General features: G+C 68.3%; 23 protein-coding genes. 16 read left to right on the forward strand and 7 right to left on the reverse strand.

The features are described 5' to 3' along the window. Positions 1 to 24: 24 nt before the first annotated feature. The gene (locus tag CFP71_RS11135) at positions 25 to 453 is read right to left on the reverse strand and encodes an NUDIX hydrolase (RefSeq protein ID WP_093933762.1); all 429 of its coding nucleotides are present in this window, start codon (positions 451 to 453) and stop codon (positions 25 to 27) included. 177 nt (positions 454 to 630) lie between these two features. Between CFP71_RS11135 and CFP71_RS11140 the strand changes: the two genes are divergently transcribed. The 7 genes from CFP71_RS11140 to CFP71_RS11170 all read left to right on the forward strand — a co-directional run bounded on the left by CFP71_RS11140 (position 631) and on the right by CFP71_RS11170 (position 5591). Then, the gene (locus CFP71_RS11140; RefSeq protein WP_085939772.1) at positions 631 to 801 is read left to right on the forward strand and encodes a hypothetical protein; all 171 of its coding nucleotides are present in this window, start codon (positions 631 to 633) and stop codon (positions 799 to 801) included. 24 nt (positions 802 to 825) lie between these two features. Next, a complete protein-coding gene (locus CFP71_RS11145) occupies positions 826 to 1386 on the forward strand; it encodes a PH domain-containing protein (RefSeq protein ID WP_016331479.1) in 561 nt (186 codons plus the stop codon). Between the two features lie 51 nt (positions 1387 to 1437). Beyond that, positions 1438 to 2301, forward strand: coding sequence for a PHP domain-containing protein (locus CFP71_RS11150; protein ID WP_093933763.1), 864 nt, complete (start codon positions 1438 to 1440; stop codon positions 2299 to 2301). After that, positions 2298 to 2927, forward strand: coding sequence for a MarC family protein (locus CFP71_RS11155; protein WP_016331481.1), 630 nt, complete (start codon positions 2298 to 2300; stop codon positions 2925 to 2927). The genes CFP71_RS11150 and CFP71_RS11155 overlap by 4 nt, the downstream gene beginning before the upstream one ends. 645 nt (positions 2928 to 3572) lie before the next feature. Further along, positions 3573 to 4433, forward strand: coding sequence for a RecB family exonuclease (locus CFP71_RS11160; protein WP_093933764.1), 861 nt, complete (start codon positions 3573 to 3575; stop codon positions 4431 to 4433). Between the two features lie 33 nt (positions 4434 to 4466). Beyond that, complete coding sequence (locus CFP71_RS11165) at positions 4467 to 4811, forward strand: hypothetical protein (RefSeq protein WP_093933765.1); 345 nt, start codon at positions 4467 to 4469, stop codon at positions 4809 to 4811. A 114-nt stretch (positions 4812 to 4925) separates the two neighbouring features. Further along, positions 4926 to 5591: a hypothetical protein gene (locus CFP71_RS11170; protein ID WP_093933766.1), complete on the forward strand. Its 666-nt coding sequence runs from the start codon at positions 4926 to 4928 to the stop codon at positions 5589 to 5591. 39 nt (positions 5592 to 5630) lie between these two features. On the opposite strand, the gene CFP71_RS11175 is transcribed toward CFP71_RS11170, so the two are convergent. Together CFP71_RS11175 and CFP71_RS11180 are read right to left on the reverse strand one after the other, a co-directional pair. Continuing rightward, complete coding sequence (locus CFP71_RS11175; protein WP_093933767.1) at positions 5631 to 7028, reverse strand: Rv3212 family protein; 1398 nt, start codon at positions 7026 to 7028, stop codon at positions 5631 to 5633. A gap of 34 nt (positions 7029 to 7062) precedes the next feature. Continuing rightward, positions 7063 to 8658 (reverse strand): DEAD/DEAH box helicase, encoded by a 1596-nt coding sequence (locus CFP71_RS11180; protein ID WP_093933768.1) that lies wholly within the window; start codon positions 8656 to 8658, stop codon positions 7063 to 7065. 462 nt (positions 8659 to 9120) lie between these two features. On the opposite strand from CFP71_RS11180, the gene CFP71_RS11185 reads away from it, so the two are divergent. The 3 genes from CFP71_RS11185 (at position 9121) to CFP71_RS11195 (ending at position 11458) form a co-directional block, all read left to right on the forward strand. Beyond that, positions 9121 to 9774, forward strand: coding sequence for a ferritin-like fold-containing protein (locus CFP71_RS11185; RefSeq protein WP_093933786.1), 654 nt, complete (start codon positions 9121 to 9123; stop codon positions 9772 to 9774). A gap of 58 nt (positions 9775 to 9832) precedes the next feature. Next, the gene (locus tag CFP71_RS11190; protein WP_005167610.1) at positions 9833 to 10063 is read left to right on the forward strand and encodes a DUF3107 domain-containing protein; all 231 of its coding nucleotides are present in this window, start codon (positions 9833 to 9835) and stop codon (positions 10061 to 10063) included. A gap of 114 nt (positions 10064 to 10177) precedes the next feature. Further along, positions 10178 to 11458 carry a heparan-alpha-glucosaminide N-acetyltransferase domain-containing protein gene (locus tag CFP71_RS11195; RefSeq protein WP_093933769.1) on the forward strand — a complete coding sequence of 427 codons (1281 nt, stop codon included), beginning with the start codon at positions 10178 to 10180 and terminating at the stop codon, positions 11456 to 11458. 356 nt (positions 11459 to 11814) lie between these two features. Here CFP71_RS11195 and CFP71_RS11200 read toward each other — a convergent pair whose 3' ends face one another. Continuing rightward, positions 11815 to 12141: a DUF4873 domain-containing protein gene (locus CFP71_RS11200; RefSeq protein WP_093933770.1), complete on the reverse strand. Its 327-nt coding sequence runs from the start codon at positions 12139 to 12141 to the stop codon at positions 11815 to 11817. Beyond that, positions 12138 to 12917 carry a TetR/AcrR family transcriptional regulator gene (locus tag CFP71_RS11205; RefSeq protein WP_093933771.1) on the reverse strand — a complete coding sequence of 260 codons (780 nt, stop codon included), beginning with the start codon at positions 12915 to 12917 and terminating at the stop codon, positions 12138 to 12140. The genes CFP71_RS11200 and CFP71_RS11205 overlap by 4 nt, the downstream gene beginning before the upstream one ends. Positions 12918 to 12967: 50 nt before the next feature. Here CFP71_RS11205 and CFP71_RS11210 point away from each other — a divergent pair, with 50 nt between their 5' ends. Together CFP71_RS11210 and CFP71_RS11215 are read left to right on the forward strand one after the other, a co-directional pair. After that, positions 12968 to 13876: an AurF N-oxygenase family protein gene (locus tag CFP71_RS11210; RefSeq protein WP_167406078.1), complete on the forward strand. Its 909-nt coding sequence runs from the start codon at positions 12968 to 12970 to the stop codon at positions 13874 to 13876. Next, complete coding sequence (locus CFP71_RS11215) at positions 13873 to 14796, forward strand: alpha/beta fold hydrolase (RefSeq protein WP_093933773.1); 924 nt, start codon at positions 13873 to 13875, stop codon at positions 14794 to 14796. Before CFP71_RS11210 ends, CFP71_RS11215 begins: the two co-directional genes overlap by 4 nt. A 72-nt stretch (positions 14797 to 14868) precedes the next feature. On the opposite strand, the gene CFP71_RS11220 is transcribed toward CFP71_RS11215, so the two are convergent. After that, entirely contained in the window at positions 14869 to 15405 is a 537-nt protein-coding gene (locus CFP71_RS11220) for a carboxymuconolactone decarboxylase family protein (RefSeq protein WP_093933774.1), read from the reverse strand. Positions 15406 to 15568: 163 nt separating this feature from the next. Here CFP71_RS11220 and CFP71_RS11225 point away from each other — a divergent pair, with 163 nt between their 5' ends. Then, positions 15569 to 16990 carry an amidohydrolase family protein gene (locus CFP71_RS11225; RefSeq protein WP_093933775.1) on the forward strand — a complete coding sequence of 474 codons (1422 nt, stop codon included), beginning with the start codon at positions 15569 to 15571 and terminating at the stop codon, positions 16988 to 16990. Positions 16991 to 17063: 73 nt separating this feature from the next. Here the strand turns inward: CFP71_RS11225 and CFP71_RS11230 are convergent, their stop codons facing one another. Next, positions 17064 to 17684: a TetR/AcrR family transcriptional regulator gene (locus CFP71_RS11230; protein WP_005167618.1), complete on the reverse strand. Its 621-nt coding sequence runs from the start codon at positions 17682 to 17684 to the stop codon at positions 17064 to 17066. 295 nt (positions 17685 to 17979) lie between these two features. Here CFP71_RS11230 and CFP71_RS11235 point away from each other — a divergent pair, with 295 nt between their 5' ends. The 3 genes from CFP71_RS11235 (at position 17980) to moeZ (ending at position 21388) form a co-directional block, all read left to right on the forward strand. Beyond that, positions 17980 to 18837: an alpha/beta fold hydrolase gene (locus CFP71_RS11235; RefSeq protein ID WP_167406079.1), complete on the forward strand. Its 858-nt coding sequence runs from the start codon at positions 17980 to 17982 to the stop codon at positions 18835 to 18837. Between the two features lie 81 nt (positions 18838 to 18918). Then, the gene (locus tag CFP71_RS11240; protein WP_093933788.1) at positions 18919 to 20091 is read left to right on the forward strand and encodes a DUF3152 domain-containing protein; all 1173 of its coding nucleotides are present in this window, start codon (positions 18919 to 18921) and stop codon (positions 20089 to 20091) included. Positions 20092 to 20209: 118 nt separating this feature from the next. Then, positions 20210 to 21388, forward strand: a complete 1179-nt coding sequence (moeZ, locus tag CFP71_RS11245; protein WP_093933776.1) for an adenylyltransferase/sulfurtransferase MoeZ — start codon at positions 20210 to 20212, stop codon at positions 21386 to 21388. Positions 21389 to 21487 lie beyond the last annotated feature (99 nt).

Raw genomic sequence — 21487 nt, forward strand, 5'->3', positions numbered from 1 at the left:
TCGCCGATTCGGACACGACACGTGTCAAGCCTCCGAGCGGGGCCCGGTCGGCAGCACTCCCCAGTCGCGGAGAGTGACGAACAAGAGTTCGGCCAACCGGCCGCCTTTGTCGAGTTCGATCAAGGTTTCGGCGTCGATCCACCGGGCGTCGGCGGCGTCGTCACCGGCACGGAGAGTGCCGCCGGTGACCGTGCAGGCGTAGTCGTGGATGTCGTACCGGCCGCGGACGGCGTTGCCGACGTATGTGCCCGGCATCACGTCGAGACCGGTCTCTTCGCGCATCTCGCGAATGACAGCCACTTCGTCCGTTTCGCCTGGTTCCACGCGGCCGCCAGGGACCGACCAGAGTCCACGTCCGGGTTCATTCGCGCGCTGAATCAGCAGAATCCGGCCCAGTCGGTCGTGGACGATGCCGCCGACACAGCGGACGGTGCTGTCCGAAACGGTGTTCATTCCCGAATGGTAGACACCGGCTTCCTGACAACGGCTGTCCTGTACACGGAGAGTAGCCGTACGGTACACTTCACCTCGCCGGCTGACCCAAGCGCGGGACTTCCCTCCCGCGCCGGTGGAAGGTGCGGTACAAAATGAATAGCCAGTATCCGCAGTCAGTCACCGTAAGAGACAGGATTGATCGCCGTGAACGCGAAAAAGCTACTCACTTTCGCAGGAATCGCGTTGGTGCTGTTCTTCGTGATCGCGCAGCCAGGTCAGGCCGCGGGCCTCGTGGGAAACATCATCGGCTTCCTGCGTGACTCGGCCGAATCGGTGATCACCTTCGTCAGCAACGTCTTCAGCTAGCGGGGGAGCGGATACTCTATCGGTATGTTCGCCCCACGCGATCCAGACGAGTATCTCCTCGACACCGAGCGACGGGTCATCAGGATCCGCCGTCACTGGGCTGTGCTGTTGTGGGACACCTTCGAGGCGGTGGCCTTGCTGGCCATCTGCGTCCTGGTGTCCTACCTGTTGCCGCCCGCCGCGTGGGTGATCCAGAACATCCTCTGGTACGCCGCGTTGCTCGTCATCCTGCGCTTCGCGTATGTGGTGATGGAGTGGTGGGTCGAGCGGCTGGTGGTCACGGACAAGCGGTTCGTGATGACCACCGGCGTCTACACGACCAAAGTGCTGATGATGCCGATCACCAAGGTCACCGACCTCACCTACGAACGTTCGGCGTGGGGCCGGATGATGGGGTACGGGACCATGGTGGTCGAGTCGGCCGGTCAGATCCAGGCGCTGAACCGCATCGACTACCTGCCGAAGCCGGAAGAGTTCTACGACACCATCTCCGAGCTCGTCTTCGGCGACAAGCAGAAGCAGGCCGAGCGCTTCTCCATGATCAAGGCGCAGCGTGCGGCGCGCGGCAAGAAGAAGGTCGGTTAGCCCAGGTCCCGGAGTCGCTGTGACCTGGAGCATCGTCGATACTGAGCGGCGATGCGCATCGACTTGCACGCCCACTCCACCGCCTCCGACGGTACCGACAGCCCTGCCGGGCTGGTCGCCGCCGCCGCGAAGGCGGGCCTCGACGTAGTCGCGATCACCGATCACGACACCACGGCCGGTTGGGCCCCGGCCGCCGAGGCACTCCCGCCGGGGCTTTCCCTGGTGCCCGGCGCCGAGCTGTCCACGATCTCCGTGGATCCGGTGTCCGGGCGGCACGTCAGTGTCCACCTGCTCGCGTACCTCTTCGACCCGGAGTCGAAGGCGGTCGTCGCCGAGCAGACCCGGCTGCGGTCTGAGCGGCGCTGGCGGTTGCGCGTGATGGCCGAGCGGATGGCGGCCGACGGCCTGCCGGTCGACCCCGACGAGGTCATGTCGCTGCTGCCCGAAGACGGTTCGGCCGGACGCCCGCACCTCGCGCAGGCCCTCGTGCGGGCCGGTGTCGTCTCGTCGGTGAACGAGGCCTTCGGAAGCTACCTCGGCAACGGCAGCGGGTACTTCGTGGCGCGGCAGGACACCCTCGTGGAGGACGCGATCGACATGATCGCGGAAGCGGGCGGCGTCACCGTGATCGCGCATCCTTTCGCCTACACGCGAGGCGCGACCATCACCGTCGACGTGCTGGCCGGACTGGCCGGGCACGGGCTCACCGGCGTCGAGGTCGACCACCCGAACCACGACGAGGAGACCCGCGTCCGGCTGCACGGGCTGGCGGGGGAGCTGGGGCTCGTGCGCACCGGGTCGAGCGACTACCACGGCACGAACAAGACCATCGATCTCGGCGACGAGACCACCGACCCGCTCGCGCTCGAAGAACTCGTCGCGCGGTCGACCGGGTACCAGGTCGTGACGCGGTGACGATCACGGACTTCTTCGACGCGCGCCTGTTCATGAGCGCGACGATCACGCTGATCGTCATCATGGACCCGCCCGGCACGGTGCCGGTGTTCCTGAGCCTGACCGGCCGCAAGTCGGTGGCGTTCCGCGCCAAGGCCGCGCGGCAGGCGGTGCTGGTCTCGCTGCTGGTGATCTCGCTGTTCGCCGTTGCGGGACAAGCGATCCTGTCGTATCTCGGCATCGGGATCCCGGCGTTGCAGGGCGCGGGCGGGCTGTTGCTGCTGCTCATCGCGCTGCAGCTGCTGACCGGCAAGACCGGTGGCGAGGCCGAGGCGGCGGGCGACGACGTCAACGTCGCGCTCGTGCCGCTCGGGACGCCGCTGCTCGCCGGCCCGGGCGCGATCGCCGCGACCATCGTCTTCGTGCGACAGGCCGACGGGCACGTCGGCGCGTACGTGGCTCTCGCGCTTTCGATCGTGACGGTGCACTTCGTGCTGTACCTGTGCATGCGGTACTCGGGCGTGGTGATCCGGCTGATCAAGGAAAGCGGGATCACGCTGCTGGCGAAGATCGCCGGTCTGCTGCTGGCCGCCATCGCGGTCGAACTGGTGGCGAACTCGGTGAAGGGTTTCATCTCGGGCACCTAACCGGCCCTCGGCTTTCGCGCGGCGATAGCAAGGGTCCCTTGCTATCGTTTCTCTCAACGTTGAGACAAGCGATAGCAAGGGACCCTTGCTATCGCTTGTCTCAATGTTGAGAGAGATGTAAGTCCGTGAAGGCCTCCTTGCCTACCCTGAAGGTAGTGAAGGAGGCCTTCACGGACTCTGGGTCCCTCAAGGCGACCTTCACGGACCGCCGCTCCGCCCCAGGCGCCACAGGAACCTCAGGCGCCCCAGAAACCCCACATGCCACAGCGGGCGCGCGTGAAGGCCGCCTTCCCTCGGCTCAGCGGAGGAAACTCGCCCTTCACCGCGGCCCCAAGTACATGAAGGGGTCCTTCACGGAGCCAGGCGCAGTGAAGGGGGCCTTCATGTACCTGCTCCAGCGGTGCGGCGATACCAAAGGTCCCTTGCTCCTCCCGCCTCGCGCTCCCACCCGCGCGATGCAATGAAAGAGCCTTTCCTTGCAAAATTTGCAAGGAAAGGCTCTTTCATTGCACGCCCGACCCACACGAACCCCGCGCGAGCCCGCGGTCCCAAGCGGGCGATAGCAAAGGTCCCTTGCTCTCTTCGGCGGGGATCCCCTCGAAAAGTGTCGGTGGGGGTGCGTAGCGTTGCGGGCGGGGTGATCCGATGGAGCAGATTGGTTTCGACTTCGGCGTCGAAGCGCCGCGCAAGCTGACGAAGGTCTCGCCCGCGCGCCTCGCGACGTTCGAAGATTGCCCGCGCCGCTATCGCATGTCGTATCTGGACCGCCCGTCCCCGACACGCACCGGCGCGTGGGCGCACAGCACGCTGGGCGCGGTGGTGCACAACGCTTTGCGGGCGTTGTTCGACCTGCCGGTGATCAAGCGCGTGCCGCAGCGGGCGATGGCGCTCGTCGCCGAGCACTGGAAGGACGCCGGGTTCGAAGACTCCGATCAGGCCGCCCGGTACCGAGCGCGGGCCAAGGGGTGGGTCGCGGAGTACGTCGAGCACAACGACGTCAGCATCGAGCCGGTCGGGCTGGAGCGCTGGGTTTCGGCGCCGGTCACGCTCGAGCCGGGCAGCGGGCCCAGCCTCATCATCGAGGGCCGCGCCGACCGGATCGACCAGCGCGGCCGGGAACTGGTGATCATCGACTACAAGACCGGCCGCCGTGAGCCGGACGAGTACGAGGCGCGCTCATCGCAGGCTTTGGCGCTGTACGCGGTCGCGGCCGCCAGGACGTTGCGGACGCCGTGCTACCAGGTCGAGCTGCACCACGTGCCCACTGGCACCGTCGCGGCCGCCGAACACACCGAGCAGAGCCTCAAACGGCATCTCCAACGCGCCGACGAGACCGCCGGAGACCTGAGGCTGGCAACGGATACGCTGAACGCCGGTGGCGACGAGGACGTGTTGTTCCCCGCCCGCCCGAGCCGCCGATGCTCTTGGTGCGACTTCCGGCCCAGTTGCGCGGCAGGCCAGGAAGCCGGGCCCGCGGCTCAGCCGTGGGAGTTGCTGGCGCCCTAGATCCCGAGACAAGACGATTGGACAGGCGAGGACGTGTCGTCACCGGACACCGAAGAACTCGCGACCACGCCGCCGCCCGCGGGACCGGGTGAGCCCGTGGCGCCCGAACGCGGCCGGTTCTGGCGCGGGCTGACCGGTTCGCTCGCGGCCGGGATGGTCGTGCTCGCGGTCATCGTCCTCGCGATCGCCGCGATCTGCCTGTTCACCGGCGCTCCCGGACCGGGGCCGCTGATGCTGATCGGACATCCGGTCGCGGCGGTGGTCGCCTTGCTGGCCCAACGCATCGCCGATTCGCGTAATGGCCGCGTCGCGGGCTTCGCGGGGCTCGGCGTCGTGGTGAGCGTGATGGCCGCGCTGAGCCTGTTCTGGTGGAACTGACGGCAGCAAACTGCCATGTGATCGGAAAAGAGCTCCGGCACGACGAAACTTTGAACTCACTGGGCGCGTCGTAGACGAACAACCCGCCGCGCAGCGAGGACGAAGGGCACCGTTATGACCTACCCACCCCAGCCAGGACAGCCCCAGTACGGCCATGACGGGCAGCAGCACCCGGAGCAGCAGTACCCAGGGCAGCAGCAGTATCAGCAGGGCGGCTACGACCAGAGCGGCGCGTACCCGCAGCAGCAGTACCCTCCGCAGCAGCAGTACCCCGGCGGCTACGGCCAGCAGTATCCCGGTCAGAACCAGCAGTACGGACAGGGCTTCGGCGGGCCGCCCGCCCCGCCGAAGAAGAGCAACACCGGCCTGCTGGTGGGCATCGCCGCCGCGGTGGTCGTGCTGGTCACGCTGGCCATCACCGGGTTCGTCGCTCCCGGGTTCTTTCTCGGAAAGGACAAGGCAGCCGGTCCCGAAGCGACCGCGCAGGCGATCATCGACGGCATCAACGCCCACGACGGGCCCGCGTTGACGGCGCTCAAGTGCGCGAACGCGGACAAGGACGTCACGCAGGCCATCGAGCACGTCAGCGAAGTTTCGGACGCCGCGCTCGGCGAGACCACGAAAGCCTCCGACACGGAGTTCACGATGTCCGTCACGCTGAACGTCGAAGGGCGGACCCGCACCGGCACCGGCACGCTCGCCCGCGAGGGCGAGAAGTGGTGCTGGAAGGAGATCGGCCGGTTCCGCACCAAGACCTCGACGACCACGACGACGCGCTGACGGCGGCGGGAGCAAGGGACCTTTGCTATCGCCCGGCGGTCACTTGAGGGCGACCAGCGTGGGGCCGCGCTGCTCCAGCAGCACCGGCCCGACCGAGGACAGCTGCACCGGGCCGTTGTAGCCGCGCCTGTCGATGCCGACGGTGCGGATCGTGGTGCCGCTCAGCTCGTCGAGCACGGCGAGCCCGCCCTTGATCGGCACGACCAGCTGCTCCCCGAAGGTCACGCCGGGGCCGACGGAGCCGTTCAGCGACCAGCGCGGGGTGAGGTCGTCCCGCGAGAACGCCATCGTCTTCGAGCCGGTGAACCAGTAGACGCCCTGCGCGGTCCACGCGATCGGCATGATGCCGCCTTCGGGATCCTGCGCGAGGTCCGCGGCGGGCGCGTCGAGCGGATACGCGGACTTCTGCACACCGTCGCCACCGTAGATGACCAGCAGTTTCTCTTCGGGCAGCACGATCAGCGCGAGGTCGCCGGACATCGCGACGACTTTCGCGTTCTTGCCGGCGAGGACGGTGCTGTAGTCGACCTTCGGGTCGTCGGCTTCGTCGTTGGTCGCGCGGTAGACGGTGAAACGGTCGGCCGGGTCTCCGGGGCAGCGTTCGATCACGCCGATCTTGCCCGCCGCGGCGGCCACCGTGCCGTAGGTGCAGCCCGTCCTCGGCTGTTTGTTCGCGTTCACGATGGCCGGGACCTGGCCGTACTCCATGCTCTTGACCAGGTCGTCGCGCCAGGTGTTGAGCAGTTTCTTGCCGGTCGTGGTGACGTGCGAGCCGTCGACGACCAGCCGGGTGCCCAACTCGGCGTCGCCGTTGCGTTGCGCGGTGCGGCGCCCGGTGCCGGTGTCGAGCTGGGTGACCTCGCTGCACCCGGTGTCCTTGCGGTACACCGCGTCCACCTTGATCCCGGCGAGGGCGACCGTGCACAGTTCGAGATCGCGGGAATAGCGCCAGCGGACGTCGCCGGTGTACGGGTCCCGGCCGAGCACCTCGCCCTTCTCGGCGGTGACGACGCTGTTGGCCTCGCCGATCGGCACGGGCGTCGACGAACTCGGCGCCTGCCACAGCTCGGTCAGCGAGCCGGGGACCTGCGCCGGTGCGGGCGGGAGCCCGGGTGGCAAGGTCGTGGCGACCTGCGTGACCGTTGCCGCGCTGTCGCTGTTCACGCCGATGACGACGCCGGTGACCGCGACGAGGGCCACGATCGCCGCGGCGATCACGCGATCCCGCGTGCGGTTCCAGGGCGAGCGCCGGGCGCGTTTCCCGGCCAGTGGCGGCTCGCCGGCCGCCACCGGCGCGGATTCGGCGTCCAGCACGTCTTCCGCGCCGATCGCGTTCTCAGCCGTCCCCGGCTCGACGTCGTTCGGCGTCTGCTCTGGTTCGGCGGGCACGGGCCGCGCCGGATCGTTGTCCGGCGCGGCGTCCCAGCGTTCGCTCACGTGCCCTAGCCCCCCACGTCCGCGGAATGAAAGCTCAGTCTGCCGACGCAGGTGTATCAGAAGTCGCCGACGGACGGCGACGGCGGCGTCGGCGAGCCGGACGCTCGGCGCTGTCGCCCGCCTCCTTCTCGACCGCCGGACCGCTGACCTCCGGGCTCGGCTTCGCGCCACCGCGGCTGCGGCGGCGGGTCCGCGTCCGGCCTTCCGAAGAGGTCTCGGCGGCCTCGGTCCCGGTGCCTTCCGCCGATGCGGCAGCGGCGTCCGCGGCCTCGATCTTGGCGGCCGAGTCGGCTCCGCCGCGGGTCCGCTTGCGCGGCGCGCGATTGCGCTTGCGGGGAGCCTCGTCCTCCTTCGGACCGTGGCCACGGCCCCGGCGCTTGCCGCCCAGGTCCTCCTCGGCCTCGGCCGAAAGACCGGCGCGGGTCCGCTTCGACAGCGGGAGGCGGCCGGTGGTGCCCTCGGGGATGCCCAGGTCGCTGAACAGGTGCTTCGACGACGAGTACGTCTCGGCCGGCTCGGGCATGTCGAGCCCGAGGGTGTCGGAGATCAGCTTCCAGCGAGGCTCCTCGTCCCAGTCGACGAGGGTGATCGCGACACCGGTGCGCCCGGCGCGGCCGGTGCGGCCGATCCGGTGGACGTAGGTCTTCTCGTCCTCCGGCGTCTGGTAGTTGATCACGTGCGTGACGTCGTCGATGTCGATGCCGCGGGCGGCGACGTCGGTGGCGACCAGCACGTCGACCTTGCCGGAGCGGAACGCGCGCAGCGCCTGCTCGCGGGCGCCCTGGCCCAGGTCACCGTGCACGGCGGCGGCCGCGAAGCCGCGCTCGACGAGCTCGTCGGCGACCTTCTGCGCGGTGCGCTTGGTGCGGGTGAAGATCATCGTCAGGCCGCGGCCCTCGGCCTGGAGCGCGCGGGCGATCAGCTCGGGCTTGTCCATCGAGTGCGCCCGGTAGACGAACTGGGTGGTGCGCTCGTGGATCGCGCCGGCGTCGTTCTCCTCGGCGCGGATGTGCGTCGGCTGGGTCAGGAACGTGCGGGCCAGGGTGATGATCGGACCCGGCATGGTCGCCGAGAACAGCATCGTCTGCCGCTTGTCCGGGACCATCCGCAGGATGCGCTCGATGTCCGGCAGGAAGCCGAGGTCGAGCATCTCGTCGGCCTCGTCCAGCACCAGCCCGCGGACCTTGCCCAGCACCAGGTGCTTCTGCTCGGCCAGGTCCAGCAGGCGGCCGGGGGTGCCGATCACGACGTCGACGCCGTTGCGGAGCGCCGCGATCTGCGGCTCGTACGGACGGCCGCCGTAGATGGCCAGCGTGCGGATGCCGAGGTGCTTGCCGGCGCCCTTGAGGTCGTTCGCGACCTGGATGCACAGCTCACGGGTCGGCACGACGACCAGCACCTGCGGGGTGCCGTCGCCGGGGACCTCGACGCGGTGCAGCAGCGGGACGCCGAAACCCAGCGTCTTGCCCATACCGGTGCGGGCCTGGCCGATCAGGTCGTCGCCGGCCATGGCCAGCGGCAGCGTCAGCGCCTGGATGGCGAAGGTGCGCTCGATGCCCGCCTCGCCGAGGGCCTTCACGATCTCCGGCTTGACGCCGAAGGAGGCGAAGGTGGGGGATTCGGGTTCCACCGGCGCGCCCGCCTGCAGCGGGTGCGACGTGTCCAGCGCGGCCGGGCCTGTCTCGCTGTGCTCCAGCGCGACGGCGGCCGGGACGCCGGTGGTGGTGTTCTCTTCGGTTGTGGTTTCGTTCGTGGTCAGGGTGCTCGCCTCTCTCGTGACCAGCGCGCACTGCCCTGGTCACCGATCGACACTCGACCACGAAAATTCGCTCGGCTCCGCGCTACTGGCGCTGAAGCGGCCCTTCGTGGGAATGCCGCAGGATGGCGTGCACGCACATCATTCTTGTGCTGACCGGGGCCACACCGGCTGTCCTTCAGCCGCAGCGGCGTCCCGATCCGGGACGGAAGATCCGTCGTATCCGGCCGTCAGTGTACCTGGTCTGCGGTTTTAGGAAAGTCCCCGCCGCGCCGGTGAGGGTGGGATCGGTCTCTTCACCTCCCCGAAGGTGTGTTCGGCGATACTCTTTCCGCCGTGACCGAGGCAAAGCAGATCAGTGAAGGCGTAGTCGATTTGCTCGGCGTACTCGCCTATGGGGAATTGTCCGCATTCGATCGCATGGCCGAGGACGCGCGCACCGCGCCGACGCTGTCCGGACGGGCCGCGCTGGCGTCCATGGCGGCCGCCGAGATCGGGCACTACGACCTGCTCACCAGGCATCTCGCGGGGCACGGCGTCGCGATCGAGGACGCGATGCGGCCGTTCGTCGGGCACATCGACGCCTGGCACGCCTCCACGGCGCCGCGCTCCTGGCTGGAGTCGCTGGTGAAGGCCTACGTCGGCGACGGGCTCGCGGCGGATCTCTACCGCGAGATGGCCAGCTGGCTCGACCCCGAGACCAAGGAGCTGGTGCTCACCGTGCTCGCCGACACGGGGCATTCGGCGTTCGCCGAGCGCGAGGTCGCCGCCGGGATCCAGGCCGACCCGAAGGCGCGGGACAAGCTCGCGCTGTGGGGCCGCCGCCTGCTGGGCGAGGCGCTGACGCAAGCCCAGTACGTCGTGGCCGAGCGGGACGGGCTCGCCGAACTGATCGTCGAAGGCTCGGGCGACCTTTCGGGAATCGCCGCGCTGTTCCGCCGGTTGCAGCAGGGGCACACCAAGCGCATGCAGGTGCTGGGGCTCGGCTGAGCCTTTCGGCTAGCCTTGGCGCACCAGTAATTTTCGAACTTTCAAGCGGAGGTCCCACGTGGAGGTCAAGATCGGCATCAAGGACACGCCGCGAGAGCTCGTGGTGTCCAGCAGCCAGTCGCCCGACGAGGTCGAGGAACTGGTCGCGAACGCCTTGAGGGCCGGCGACGGGATCTTCCGCCTCGACGACGAAAAGGGCCGCAAGTACATCGTGCCCACCGACCGGATCGCCTACGTGGAGATCGCGCCGTCGGACGTCCGCAAGGTCGGTTTCGCCGTCGGTGGCTGACCCGATCGGGTCATAGTCGCATGTCACAGTGGCGTCACCGCTGCGTCTCAGCTCGCTCTCAGATTTGATCGTCACGCTAAGGCGGGGACGGCAGGGGGCTAGCCGAGAAATGAGGTGGACGGCGTCACTGTGATGGACCGCGCGCTGGTCGACAGCGCGCGAACTGTTCCCGGACAAGGCAAACGGGCCGCGGGGCGGCTGACCGGCATCGACGTCGCCCGCGGCCTGGCCGTACTCGGCATGTACGCGGTGCATGTCGGACCCGAACCCGCCAAAGGCGGCGTCGGGGTGCTGTTCAAACCGTTCGAAGGCCACTCCGCGGCGCTGTTCGCGGTGCTGGCAGGCGTTTCCATCGCGCTGATGTCCGGGGGTCGCCGCCCGAAAGTGGGCCGCGACCGCACGCGTGTCGCGCTGAAGCTGGCGACCCGCGCGCCGCTGCTGGTGGCGCTGGGGCTGTGGCTGACCAGCCTCGAGACCGGCTACATGGTCATCCTGGCCTACTACGGGGCCTGTTTTCTCTTCGCGATTCCCTGGCTGCGCGCGGGCGCGAAGGCGCTGGCGATCGCCTCGGTCGTCGTCGCCATCGCCGGCCCGCTGCTGTCGCATCTGATCCGGATCCAGCTGCTGCCCCGTGACCTGCTCTTCTTCGCGCCGGACCTGACCGCGGAAGATGTCACGTCGACCGGGCTGCTGAAGGCCGCGACCGTGCTCGTCCTGACCGGGACGTTCCCCGCGCTGACGCTGATGGCGTACGTGTTCGCGGGGATGGCGATCGGGCGGATGGACCTGACTTCGCGCAGCGTGTGCCGCAGGCTGTTCTTCGGCGGGTCGGCGCTCGCGGTAGGCGGGTACCTCGTGTCCTGGATCGCGACCGGGCCGCTCGGCGGCATGCAGGCCGTTTACCGGTCACTCGAACCGGCGGCCGCGCAGATGGGGATGACGCCGCAGGAATTCTTCCGGCTGCACCAGACCTGGATCCACGGCACGCCGCCGACCACCAGCTGGGCCTGGGAACTGTTGCCGACGGGGACCTCGTACACGCCGTTCGACCTGCTGATCTCGATCGGGATCGCGGCGGCGGTGATCGGTGGTTGCCAGCTGCTGATGCCGCGATTCGAGCGGGTGCTGCGGCCGCTTTCGGACCTGGGCGGGCGGGTGCTGAGCGCGTACGTGCTGCATTTCGTGGCGATCGCGCTGCTGTGGGACGGGAGCGACGGCGACTCGATCTTCAGCGTGCTGCACTTCGTCGAGTTCTCGGTGGTCGCGCTGACCGGCGCGGTGCTGTGGCGGAAGTTCGTCGGGCGCGGGCCGCTGGAATGGGCGATGAACAAGCTGTCGAGCTGGCCGAAGCATCTGTTCGCCGATGCGCGGGTGCCTGCGCAGCGTCGGGGCTGAGGGTCGTTCCGAGGTTCCCAATGTCGCATTTGAGACGCTCAGCGTCTCAAATGCGACATTGGGAACCTGAGGGGCAAGGCGCCGAAGCGGTACCTGTGGCTTGCTGTACATGAAGGCCCCTTGCTTGCGCCTAGCGCAAGCAAGGGGCCTTCATGTACTTCTCGAGGTGTGAAGGTCGAGATTGCTCGGTTCAGCTGGGAGTTTTCGCGCGCTCCTGGGGTGGCGGCGCAACCTCCTGCCGGCGTGCTGACCTGCGGAAAGAGAGCAAGGGACCTTTGCTCCCGTTCGTTAGCACGCTAACCAAAGAGAGCAAAGGTCCCTTGCTGTCGCGCGGGGCCCGGAAGTCCGTAAAGGCCTCAGGCGTTGAGTTCGTTCAGCTCTTCGAGGCTGGTCGGCACGTGGAACGGAGGCGTGCTGGTGCCCATGATGCGGTAGCGGTCCCACGGGTCCGGGTCGGAGAGTTCGCCCTTCGCGCTGTACTCGCCCGCGCGGATCTCGACGGCGGTCTTCTTACCACCGGCTGCCGCGGACACCTGCTCGTTGGTCGCCACGCGGCCGTACCAGCGGTAGTACCCGTCGATGGGCTGGAAGTAGCCCCGCAGGTCGACCGTGGCCGCGATCTCGGCTCCGTCGATCACGAGGACCGCTTCGCCGGCGTAGCCGTCTTCGTCGTGCTCGCTCATTGCCCCTCCACCTGCTTTTCCTCGGTCTTCCGCATCTGGACGACCTTGTTCTCTTCGAGCGGCAGATTCGGGTCGATGACGATGCCCTGCTGCCGGGAGAGGCCGTCGATCGCGGCCCAGATGATCTGCGTCAGGTATTCGACGACGCTGTCGCGGCCCATCGAGCGCCGGTCCAGCCACCATTCGCCGGTGCTCTGCACCATGCCGACGATGCCGTGCGCCCACGGTTCGGCGGCGCCGGAGTCCATGTTGAACATCCGCATGTAGTCGCCGAGCAGCGCGGTCAGCGCGGTGGCGATCAGTTCTTTGTCCTCGGCGACGACGTCGGACTTGACGAGCACCTTCTCCTGCAGTCCGCCGCGCGCGAGCAAGCGGTACAGGTTGGGGTGCTCCTCGATGACGCTGAAGAACGAGTCGAGCGCCATCCGGATCCGGGGGACCGGCGCCAGCTCGGAGTTGATCGCCGGGATCAGCCGCTGGAAGAGGATCTCCGTGCCGCGCTGACCGAGCGCGACGTACAGATCCGCCTTGTCGTCGAAGTGCCGGTACAGCACGGGTTTCGTGACGCCCGCTTCGGCGGCGACGTCCTCCATGCCGAGGTCCGGGCCGTGGGTGTCGAGGGCGCGGAGGGCGGCCTCGACGAACTCCGCGCGGCGCGCGATCCGGTGCTTGCGCCAGCGGTCGCGACGGGCGTCACCCGTGTCGGCCTCACCCGCCGTGGGGTGCTTGCTCGACTGCTTGCTGTTGCGCTTGACACGTTCGATCACCCAAGTCATGCTACCAGAGGTAACTGTTACCACGAGTTACAGATAGGGGTGTGTCGGCAATGACGCGGGCGCTGAAAGAGACAGACCGGGAGAAGACGGCCGAGCGGCTGCTGAAGTCTTCCGCCAACAAGTTCTACGACCCCGACGTCGACATCGACTGGAACGCTCCGCTCGTGGACGGGAAGCGCTACATCCCGGCACACCGTTCTTCGCTCTACGGCACGAAGTTGTGGGACTCGCTGTCGGAAGAGCAGCGCATCGAACTGGGCAAGCACGAGGTCGCGAGTGTCGCCACGACCGGGCTGTGGTTCGAAATCCTCCTGATGCAGATGCTGCTCAAAGAGGTCTACGACGAGGACCCGACCAGTTCGCACGCGCAGTACGCGCTGACCGAGATCGCGGACGAATGCCGTCACTCGACGATGTTCGCGCGGATGGCTTCGCGGATCGGCTGCCCGTCCTACGGGCCCGTGCCGTGGCTGCGGCGGCTGGCGAAACTGATGCCGTCGATCAGCTACGGCCCCGCGCGTTACGGCGCGATCCTTGTCGCCGAAGAGGTCCTCGACCGGCTTCAGCGCGAGCAGATGAACGACCCGGACATCCAGCCGCTGGTGCGCATGGTCAACCGGATCCACGTTCTCGAAGAAGCCCGGCACGTCACCTTCGCCCGCGAAGAGGTCACTCGCGGGATGGCGAAGCTGACGAAGAAAGAAATCATCTATCAGCAGTTCATCATCGCGCTGATTTCGTACTTCGTGACCCGGGCGTTCATCAACCCGCGCGTCTACAAGGCAGTCGGCATCCGGCCGCGTGACGGTGTGGAAGCCGCGATGAACAACCCGAACTGGCAGGAGAGCGTGCGCTGGGCGGGCGAGAAGATCATGCCGTTCCTCCAGGAATCCGGTCTGGTCGGCAAGCCCGGCATGTACTTCTGGCGCAAGTCCTTCCTGCTGCCGGGGAAGCGATGAGGGGCGTCAAGCAGCGCGGCACCGTCTCCTGGGATCCGTCGCGCGAGCACCGCTTCGTGACCGCCGACGGCACCGCCCTGCACGTCGAGACGAGCGGTCCCGCCGACTCCGAGCTCACACTGGTCCTTGTGCACGGCTGGACCCAGGACCACCGGACCTGGGACGGCGTGACGTCGCGGCTCGGCGATTCCGTCCGGACCCTGCGCTACGACCTGCGCGGTCACGGCGGCTCCGCGCCGGCGAAACCGGGCACGGCCACGATCGCGACCCTCGCCGACGATCTCGCGGAGCTGATCCAGGAGCGCGTCCCGAACGGGCCGCTCGTGCTCGCCGGTCACTCCATGGGCGGCATGACGATCATGGAACTGTCCCGCAGGCACCCCGAACTCGTGGCCCGGCGCGTCGCAGGGGTCGCGTTCGTCGCCACATCTTCCGGTGAGATGGACCGGATCACCCTCGGCTTGCCGGGGATCGCGGGCAGTGGCGCGGCGAGGTTCGAACGGAGGCTCGCGAAGCTGCTCGCGAAGAACCGCCGGGACGCCTTGCCGTTGCCGCTGTCCGTGGTGCGCCCCGGCGCGCGGCTGCTCGTCTTCGGGCGGCGTCCTCGGCGGGCCGATGTGGACTCGGTCGCCGAGCAGCTGCTGTGCGCGCATCCGGCGAGCGTCGCCGGATTCCAGGACGCGATCTCGCGGCACGACTGCCGCGTCACGCTGGCCGCGTTGCAGGGGAAACCGGTGATCGTGCTGTCGGGGGAGCGGGACCGGCTCTGCCCGACCCCGCACGCCAAGGTCATCGCCGACGCGCTGCCGGAGGCCGAATTCGTGCGCTATCCGGGAGCAGGGCACATGCTTCCGCAGGAACGGGCGCAGGAAGTCTCAGACCGTATTGCCGCCCTCGTCCGCCGCGCCGCGAGGGTCTGAAGAGGGAGCAAGGGACCTTTGCTCACGTTCGTTAGTGCACTAACCGACGTGAGCAAAGGTCCCTTGCTCCGTTCAGAGGCGGGTGTAGCCCTCTTGGAGGAGCCGGGCGCCCATCCCTTGATAGGCCTCCTGGTCGTCCGGCGCGATGGTGGCCAGCCCGTCGACGTACCGGTTGAACATGCAGAACGCGGCCGCGATCAGGACCGTGTCGTGGATTTCGACGTCCGTCGCGCCCTCGGCGCGGGCGACGGCGATCAGGTCTTCGCCCACGGATTTCCCGCCTTCGCGGACGGCGAGCGCGACGTGCAGGAGCGCCTTCACCTTCGCCGAAACGGGCGCGCCGTCGACGTCCGCCCAAGCGGCTTCGACGACCGGCATGCCGCCTTCGAGTGCTTCGGCGGCGATGGCGGCGTGACTGCGTGAGCAGAACGTGCAGTCGTTGCCGCGCGAGACGACCGCGCTGATCAGCTCGCGTTCACCCACGCTGAGGCTGCTCGGGCCGCGAAGCAGGACTTCGGCGAGTTGCTTGAGCGGCGCCGCCGTCTCCGGCCGGTAGGCGAACAACGCGGAGATGCCGGGCAGGTTCTCGTCGAGCGCGATGTGGGGCATGGACTACTCCTCGCGGATCGGCAACGCGGTCGCCCGATTCAAACCGAAACCGGGCCGGGCAGGCTTCCGCTGGATGGCCGAAAGCGATAGCAAAGGTCCCTTGCTCTCCCCGGAGGCGCTAGCGTGATCTTGCAACGCTGCTTTCGACTGGGGAGTTGAAACGATGAAACAGCGCAGATCCGTCCTGTCCGTCTTCAGCCTCACGCTCGCCGTCGGCCTCGGCGCCGCCCTGCTCGGCGGTCTCGGCGGCGGGAACACCGAAGCCGGGAGCGAAGCGGAGTTCACCGGTGCCGGCCGCGTCGTCATCCGTGACGCCTCGATGGTGCTCACGATGGACCCCAGCCTCGGCGAAGGACCGCTCGGCGCCCTCGCCGACGCCGACGTCGTGCTGGAAGGCGCCAAGATCAAACAGGTCGGCAAGGACCTCGACGCGGGCTCGGCGAAAGTCGTCGACGGGCGCGGCAAGATCGTCCTGCCCGGGTTCGTCGACCTGCACAACCACCTGTGGCAGTCGCTCATCCGCGGCTGCGCGGCCGACAAGGAACTCATCGGCTGGCTCGGCAAATGCGTCATCCCGCTGTACCGGGCGCCGGTGACCGACGCGGACGCGTACGCGGGGACGAAGCTCGCGGCCGCCGACGTCGTCTCCACGGGCATCACCACGGTCACCGACTGGTCGCACGCGTTCAACACCGACTTCGCCAAGGGCGGCCTCCGCGCGCTCGGCGAGTCGAAACTGCGTTTCCTCTACTCCTACAACGGAACCACCGATACCGCGCTGCAAAACGAGATCCGCCGGGTGAAGCGGGAGGTCATCGACCCGAATCCGCTGGCGCGCCTCCAGATCGGCACGCATCCGTCCACCGGGAACTTCCCGAGTGCCGAGGCGTCGGAGAAGCTCGCGCGCGAGCTCGGTGTCTCGCTGAACGTGCACCTGCTCGAATCGAAGGCCGATCTGACCGCGGGGCAGATGGACGCGCTCCGGCGGGCCGGCGCGCTGCACCCCGGGCTGGTGGCGAACCACGTCATCCAGGCCACCGACGCCGATCTCGACGAACTCGCGGCCGCCGGGGTCGGCGTGGCGCACAACCCGCTGTCGAACATGCGGCTCGCGTCCGGCGTGATCAGGCTGCCGGAGATGAAGAAGCGGGCGATGAAGGTCGGGCTCGGGCTCGACGGCGGCACCAACGACACGAGCGACATGTTCAACGTGATGCGAGCGGCCGTCGGCCTCCAGCGGGCGATCGCGACGGATCCGGCCGTCTACCCGACCACGGCCGACGTCCTGCGCATGGCGACGCTCGGCGGCGCGGAAGCGCTCGGGATGGACAAGGAGATCGGGTCGCTCACGCCGGGCAAGCGGGCGGACCTCCAGCTGGTCGACGCCCAGGCGGTCAACTTCGCGCCGAAGGTGGACTGGGTGAATCAGCTGGTCTTCAACACCCAGCCCGCGAACGTCTCGTGGGTCTTCGTCGACGGCCGCGCTCTCAAGCGCGAAGGGCGCGTTGTCGGCATCGACACCGCGAAGGTCGTCGCCGACGCCCAGGCCGCCGCGGACCGGATCAAGAAGCTGCTGCCCCAGTAACCCCGCGCACTTCGTCCTCTGAATGCGGTAGTTGCCTGCGCAAGGACCGCATTCAGAGGACGAAACGCAGGGATCAGTGCTGGAGCGGGAAGCCACCGCCGATGCCTCGCCAGGCGAGGTTGGCGGTGAGGGCGACGGCCTCTTCGCGGCTCATCGACTTGTGGTGCGCCAGCCAGAACCGCGCGCTGACCTGCGAGAGGCCCACGAGGCCGACGGCGAGCAGCCGGGCCTTGTCCTCGTCGAGGCCCGCGTCGGCGGTGATGGTCTCGGTGATCGCGTCGACACTGGCCGACGTCGCCCGGTCCACCGCCTCCTGCACGGCGGGCTCGCCGCGCAGGTCGGACTCGAAGACCATGCGGAACGCGCCGGCGTCGTTGTTGACGAAGTCGAAGAACGCGCCGACGGTCGCCGGGACGCGCTGCTTGTTGTCCGTCGTGGAGTCGAGCGCCTCCTTGACCCGTCGCACCAGTTCGTCGACGTGGCTCTCCAGCAACGCGATGTAGAGGTCGAGCTTGCCGGGGAAGTGCTGGTAGAGGACCGGCTTGCTGACCCCGGCCTCTTCCGCGATCTCGTCCATCGCGGCGGCGTGGTAGCCGTTCGCGGCGAACACACGCTGCGCGGCGGCCAGCAGCTGGGCGCGGCGTTCCGTCCTGGGCAGCCGGACTCCTCGGGCCAGTCGCGCCATTTCTGTCATCGTTCCTCCAGTTCGAGGCACTCGTCTCCGCCGAGAACGCGTCAGCCTGACTCATCAGCGCAGTCGAGCGGGCTCCGCGGGGCGGGGTCACCGCCGCGTGAAGTGAGCTCAAGATTACTCGCCGGTACGGCCGGACCGCCAAGGGTCGGGCATCCTTGGCACTGTGCCTTCTCCAGTTTCCCGTGCCGCCCGGGGTCGTCCGCCGCTGACCCACGTGCCGCTGTCGCGCAGGTCGATGCCGTCGCTGGACCCCACGCCGCCACCTTGGCCCGGGGAAACAATAGGTGTCGGCGGGGTGAAATTGCACATCCGCCGGACGCCGGGCGGCCCGGAGACGGCGGTCTACGTCCATGGGCTCGGCGGCTCGTCCACGAACTGGACCGACCTCGCCGCGCTGCTGGCGCCCGAAGCGGGCGGCACTTCGGTCGATTTGCCGGGCTTCGGCTATTCGGAGCCAGCCGACGACTTCGACTTCAGCCTCGACGCGCACGCCGAAGTGGTCGCGAACCACATCGAGAGCCTCGAAACCGGGCCCGTGCACCTGCTCGGCAACTCGATGGGCGGTGCGGTCGCGCTGCTCGTCGCGGCCCGCCGTCCGGAGCTGGTGAAGACGCTGACGCTGATCTCTCCCGCGATGCCGGACCTCCGGCCCAGCATGAAGCGGCTGTCCGACCCGCGGATGGCGTTCGCCTACCTGCCGTTGATCGGCCCGCGGGTGCGCCGTCAGCTGGCCGCGCTCGGCCCGCGCGAACGCGCCATGCAGGTCATCAAGCTGTGCTTCGCCGACCCGGCGCGCTTCGCCGAAAGCAGGCTGGACGAGCTCGAACAGGAGCACAGCGCCCGCGCCGAGTTCGCCTGGGCCGCCCCCGCGCTGGCCCGCAGCACGTTCGGCATCTTCCGGACGTGGTCCGCGCGCGGCCCCGCGTCGCTGTGGGCCGTCGCGCCGACGGTCGCCACGCCGACGCTCGTCGTGTGGGGGCAGCACGACCGGGTGATCTCCGTCCGGCGCGCGGAGCGGACCGCTCGGCTGATTCCGCACGCCCGGTTGCTCGTTCTCCCCCGAACCGGCCATGTGGCGCAGATGGAACGCCCGAATGTCGTAGCGAAGGCCGTTTTAGGCATGTGGGAAGCGGTCGAAACGGACACCTGGTAGCCCATTCGGGTGGGCGGGACACGCCGCGCGAAGCGCCGGTCGCTCACAACATCACAGTTCGGTTATGGCACCCTGGTGCGCGTGGATCGGGTTAAGCAAGGCGCGCAGGGCGAAGGTCGGCGGTCTCAGTACTCCGCATCCGCCCGCCGTCCGTCGCGCGCTCAGCCCCGGACCTCGGAGGTCCCGCGCACCGGTCAGTACCGTCCGACACCGCCGCCCTCGCAGCGGCTCGACGAGGACCGTTACCGCCCGGGCGGTCGCCGGACCAGCGCCCAGCCGCTCAGCGCGTCCTGGAAGCCGCACGAGCCCGGCGCCGCGAAGGGCAAGGCCGCCAAGCGCAAGAGCAAGGGCGGCATCGGCCACTTCGCCAAGACCTACGGCTGGCGCGTGTACGCGCTGCCGATCCTCGTGGTGATCACCGCGCTGGTCGTGTTCAACACCGCCACCGGTCCGGCCGAGCCGATCGCCTCCGACGGCACGAGTCTCGCTTCGTCCGACAGCTCGGGCGGTGACGGCGGGGAGAGCGGCACCGGTGTCGACGGCAGTGGCGACGTCCTCCCGGAGAACCCGGCCAAACCGGTCGACCTCAAGATCCCGACCGCCGACCTGCCCAAGGGCGGCGTCTTCACCGAGTCCGGTCAGGGCACCTATCACGTGGTGCCGGGCAAGGGCGAGAAGGTCGGCACGGGACAGCTGTACACGTACACCATCGAAGTCGAGGACGGAATCGACTCGGCCAGCTACGGCGGTGACGACAGCTTCGCCTCGATGGTGGAGGCCACCCTGTCCAATCCCAAGAGCTGGACGTGGGACGGCAAGAAGGCGCTCCAGCGTGTCGATGCGAGTTTCCCGAACCCCAGCTTCCGGGTGAGTCTCACCACACCCAACACGACGCACCGCGCGGACGTCTGCATGTTCCAGATCACCTACGAGACGTCGTGCTACCGGTCGAGTTTCGACAAGCGCGTGGTGATCAACCTCGCCCGCTGGGTGCGGGGGGCGATGGCCTTCGAGAGCGACATGACCGGGTATCGCCAGTACGCCATCAATCACGAGGTCGGGCACGCCCTGGGCGGAAAGCACGTGGGCTGCAAGGTGAACGGCGGGATCGCGCCGGTGATGATGCAGCAGACGTTCGGCGTCTCCAACGACTTCGTGGCACAGCTGAACAATCTCCCCGGTGGCGACCGCGGCAGAGTGCCCGCGGACGGCCTCGTCTGCAAGCCGGGCTCCTGGCCGAATCAGACACCTTAGCCCTCGCCGTCTCACGTGCTGGAATATCCCAGGATTTGAAACAGGGGAAGTCGTTTCCGCCTTCTCGTGTTGTAGATACTGGGATGCGACCCGCGATCCACGCGAGATGGAGGACCCGATGTCAGGCACGCTGCCGCCGCTCGTCGAGCCGGCCGCCGAGCTCACCAAGGAAGAGGTGGCCCGGTACAGCCGTCACCTGATCATCCCGGACGTCGGGGTGACCGGGCAGAAGCGGTTGAAGAACGCCAAGGTGCTGGTCATCGGCGCCGGTGGCCTCGGCAGCCCGGCGCTGCTGTACCTGGCCGCGGCCGGGGTCGGCACGCTCGGCATCGTCGACTTCGACGAGGTCGACGAATCGAACCTGCACCGCCAGGTCATCCACGGCCAGTCCGACATCGGCAAGCTCAAGGCCGCGTCGGCGCAGGAGACCATCGCCGAGATCAACCCCTTCGTGAAGGTGCACCTGCACACCGACCGGCTGGAGTCGTCGAACGCGCTGGAGCTGTTCGAGCAGTACGACCTGATCCTCGACGGCACCGACAACTTCGCGACGCGCTACCTGGTCAACGACGCCGCCGTGCTCACCGGGAAGCCCTACGTGTGGGGCTCGATCTACCGGTTCGAGGGGCAGGCGAGCGTGTTCTGGGAGGACGCGCCGAACGGCAAGGGCCTCAACTACCGCGACCTCTACCCCGAGCCGCCGCCGCCCGGCATGGTCCCGTCGTGCGCCGAGGGCGGCGTGCTGGGCGTGCTCTGCGCGTCGATCGGTTCGATCATGGTCAACGAGGCGATCAAGCTGATCACCGGCATCGGTGAGCCGCTGCTGGGCAGGCTCGTCAGCTACGACGCGCTGGAGATGAAGTACCGCGAGGTCAAGATCCGCAAGGATCCGGAGACCCCGAAGATCACCGGGCTCATCGACTACGAAGCCTTCTGCGGCGTCGTGTCCGACGAAGCCGCTTCGGCCGCCGCGGGCAGCACGATCACTCCGGCGGAGCTCAAGGCCAAGTTCGACAACGGCGACAACTTCGCCCTCATCGACGTCCGTGAGCCGCACGAGTACGAGATCGTCAACATCAAGGGCGCGACGCTGATCCCGAAGGACCGGATCCTCTCGGGCGAGGCGCTGGCGGAACTGCCGCAGGACAAGCCGATCGTGCTGCACTGCAAGTCGGGCGCGCGTTCGGCGGAGGCGCTCGCGGCGCTGCACCAGGCCGGGTTCAAGGACGCGACCCACCTCGGTGGCGGCGTGCTGGCTTGGGCGCGGCAGATCGACCAGAGCCTGCCGACGTACTGAGGCTTGGGGTCGCTGACCTGCGGGAAGAGAGCAAGGGACCTTTGCTGTCGTTAGTTAGTGTGCTAACGAACGCTAGCAAAGGTCCCTTGCTCTCCCGGG

Source organism: Amycolatopsis thailandensis (genome assembly GCF_002234405.1).
Lineage (GTDB): Bacteria > Actinomycetota > Actinomycetes > Mycobacteriales > Pseudonocardiaceae > Amycolatopsis > Amycolatopsis thailandensis.

Bases quoted from the DNA above. Each gene is read 5' to 3' on its own strand.
- CFP71_RS11135 (WP_093933762.1), bottom strand. From the start codon at position 453: ATGAACACCGTTTCGGACAGCACCGTCCGCTGTGTCGGCGGCATCGTC.
- CFP71_RS11145 (WP_016331479.1), top strand. From the start codon at position 826: ATGTTCGCCCCACGCGATCCAGACGAGTATCTCCTCGACACCGAGCGA.
- CFP71_RS11150 (WP_093933763.1), top strand. From the start codon at position 1,438: ATGCGCATCGACTTGCACGCCCACTCCACCGCCTCCGACGGTACCGAC.
- CFP71_RS11160 (WP_093933764.1), top strand. From the start codon at position 3,573: ATGGAGCAGATTGGTTTCGACTTCGGCGTCGAAGCGCCGCGCAAGCTG.
- CFP71_RS11170 (WP_093933766.1), top strand. From the start codon at position 4,926: ATGACCTACCCACCCCAGCCAGGACAGCCCCAGTACGGCCATGACGGG.
- CFP71_RS11200 (WP_093933770.1), bottom strand. From the start codon at position 12,141: ATGAGCGAGCACGACGAAGACGGCTACGCCGGCGAAGCGGTCCTCGTG.
- CFP71_RS11205 (WP_093933771.1), bottom strand. From the start codon at position 12,917: ATGACTTGGGTGATCGAACGTGTCAAGCGCAACAGCAAGCAGTCGAGC.
- CFP71_RS11210 (WP_167406078.1), top strand. From the start codon at position 12,968: ATGACGCGGGCGCTGAAAGAGACAGACCGGGAGAAGACGGCCGAGCGG.
- CFP71_RS11215 (WP_093933773.1), top strand. From the start codon at position 13,873: ATGAGGGGCGTCAAGCAGCGCGGCACCGTCTCCTGGGATCCGTCGCGC.
- CFP71_RS11220 (WP_093933774.1), bottom strand. From the start codon at position 15,405: ATGCCCCACATCGCGCTCGACGAGAACCTGCCCGGCATCTCCGCGTTG.
- CFP71_RS11225 (WP_093933775.1), top strand. From the start codon at position 15,569: ATGAAACAGCGCAGATCCGTCCTGTCCGTCTTCAGCCTCACGCTCGCC.
- CFP71_RS11230 (WP_005167618.1), bottom strand. From the start codon at position 17,684: ATGACAGAAATGGCGCGACTGGCCCGAGGAGTCCGGCTGCCCAGGACG.
- moeZ (WP_093933776.1), top strand. From the start codon at position 20,210: ATGTCAGGCACGCTGCCGCCGCTCGTCGAGCCGGCCGCCGAGCTCACC.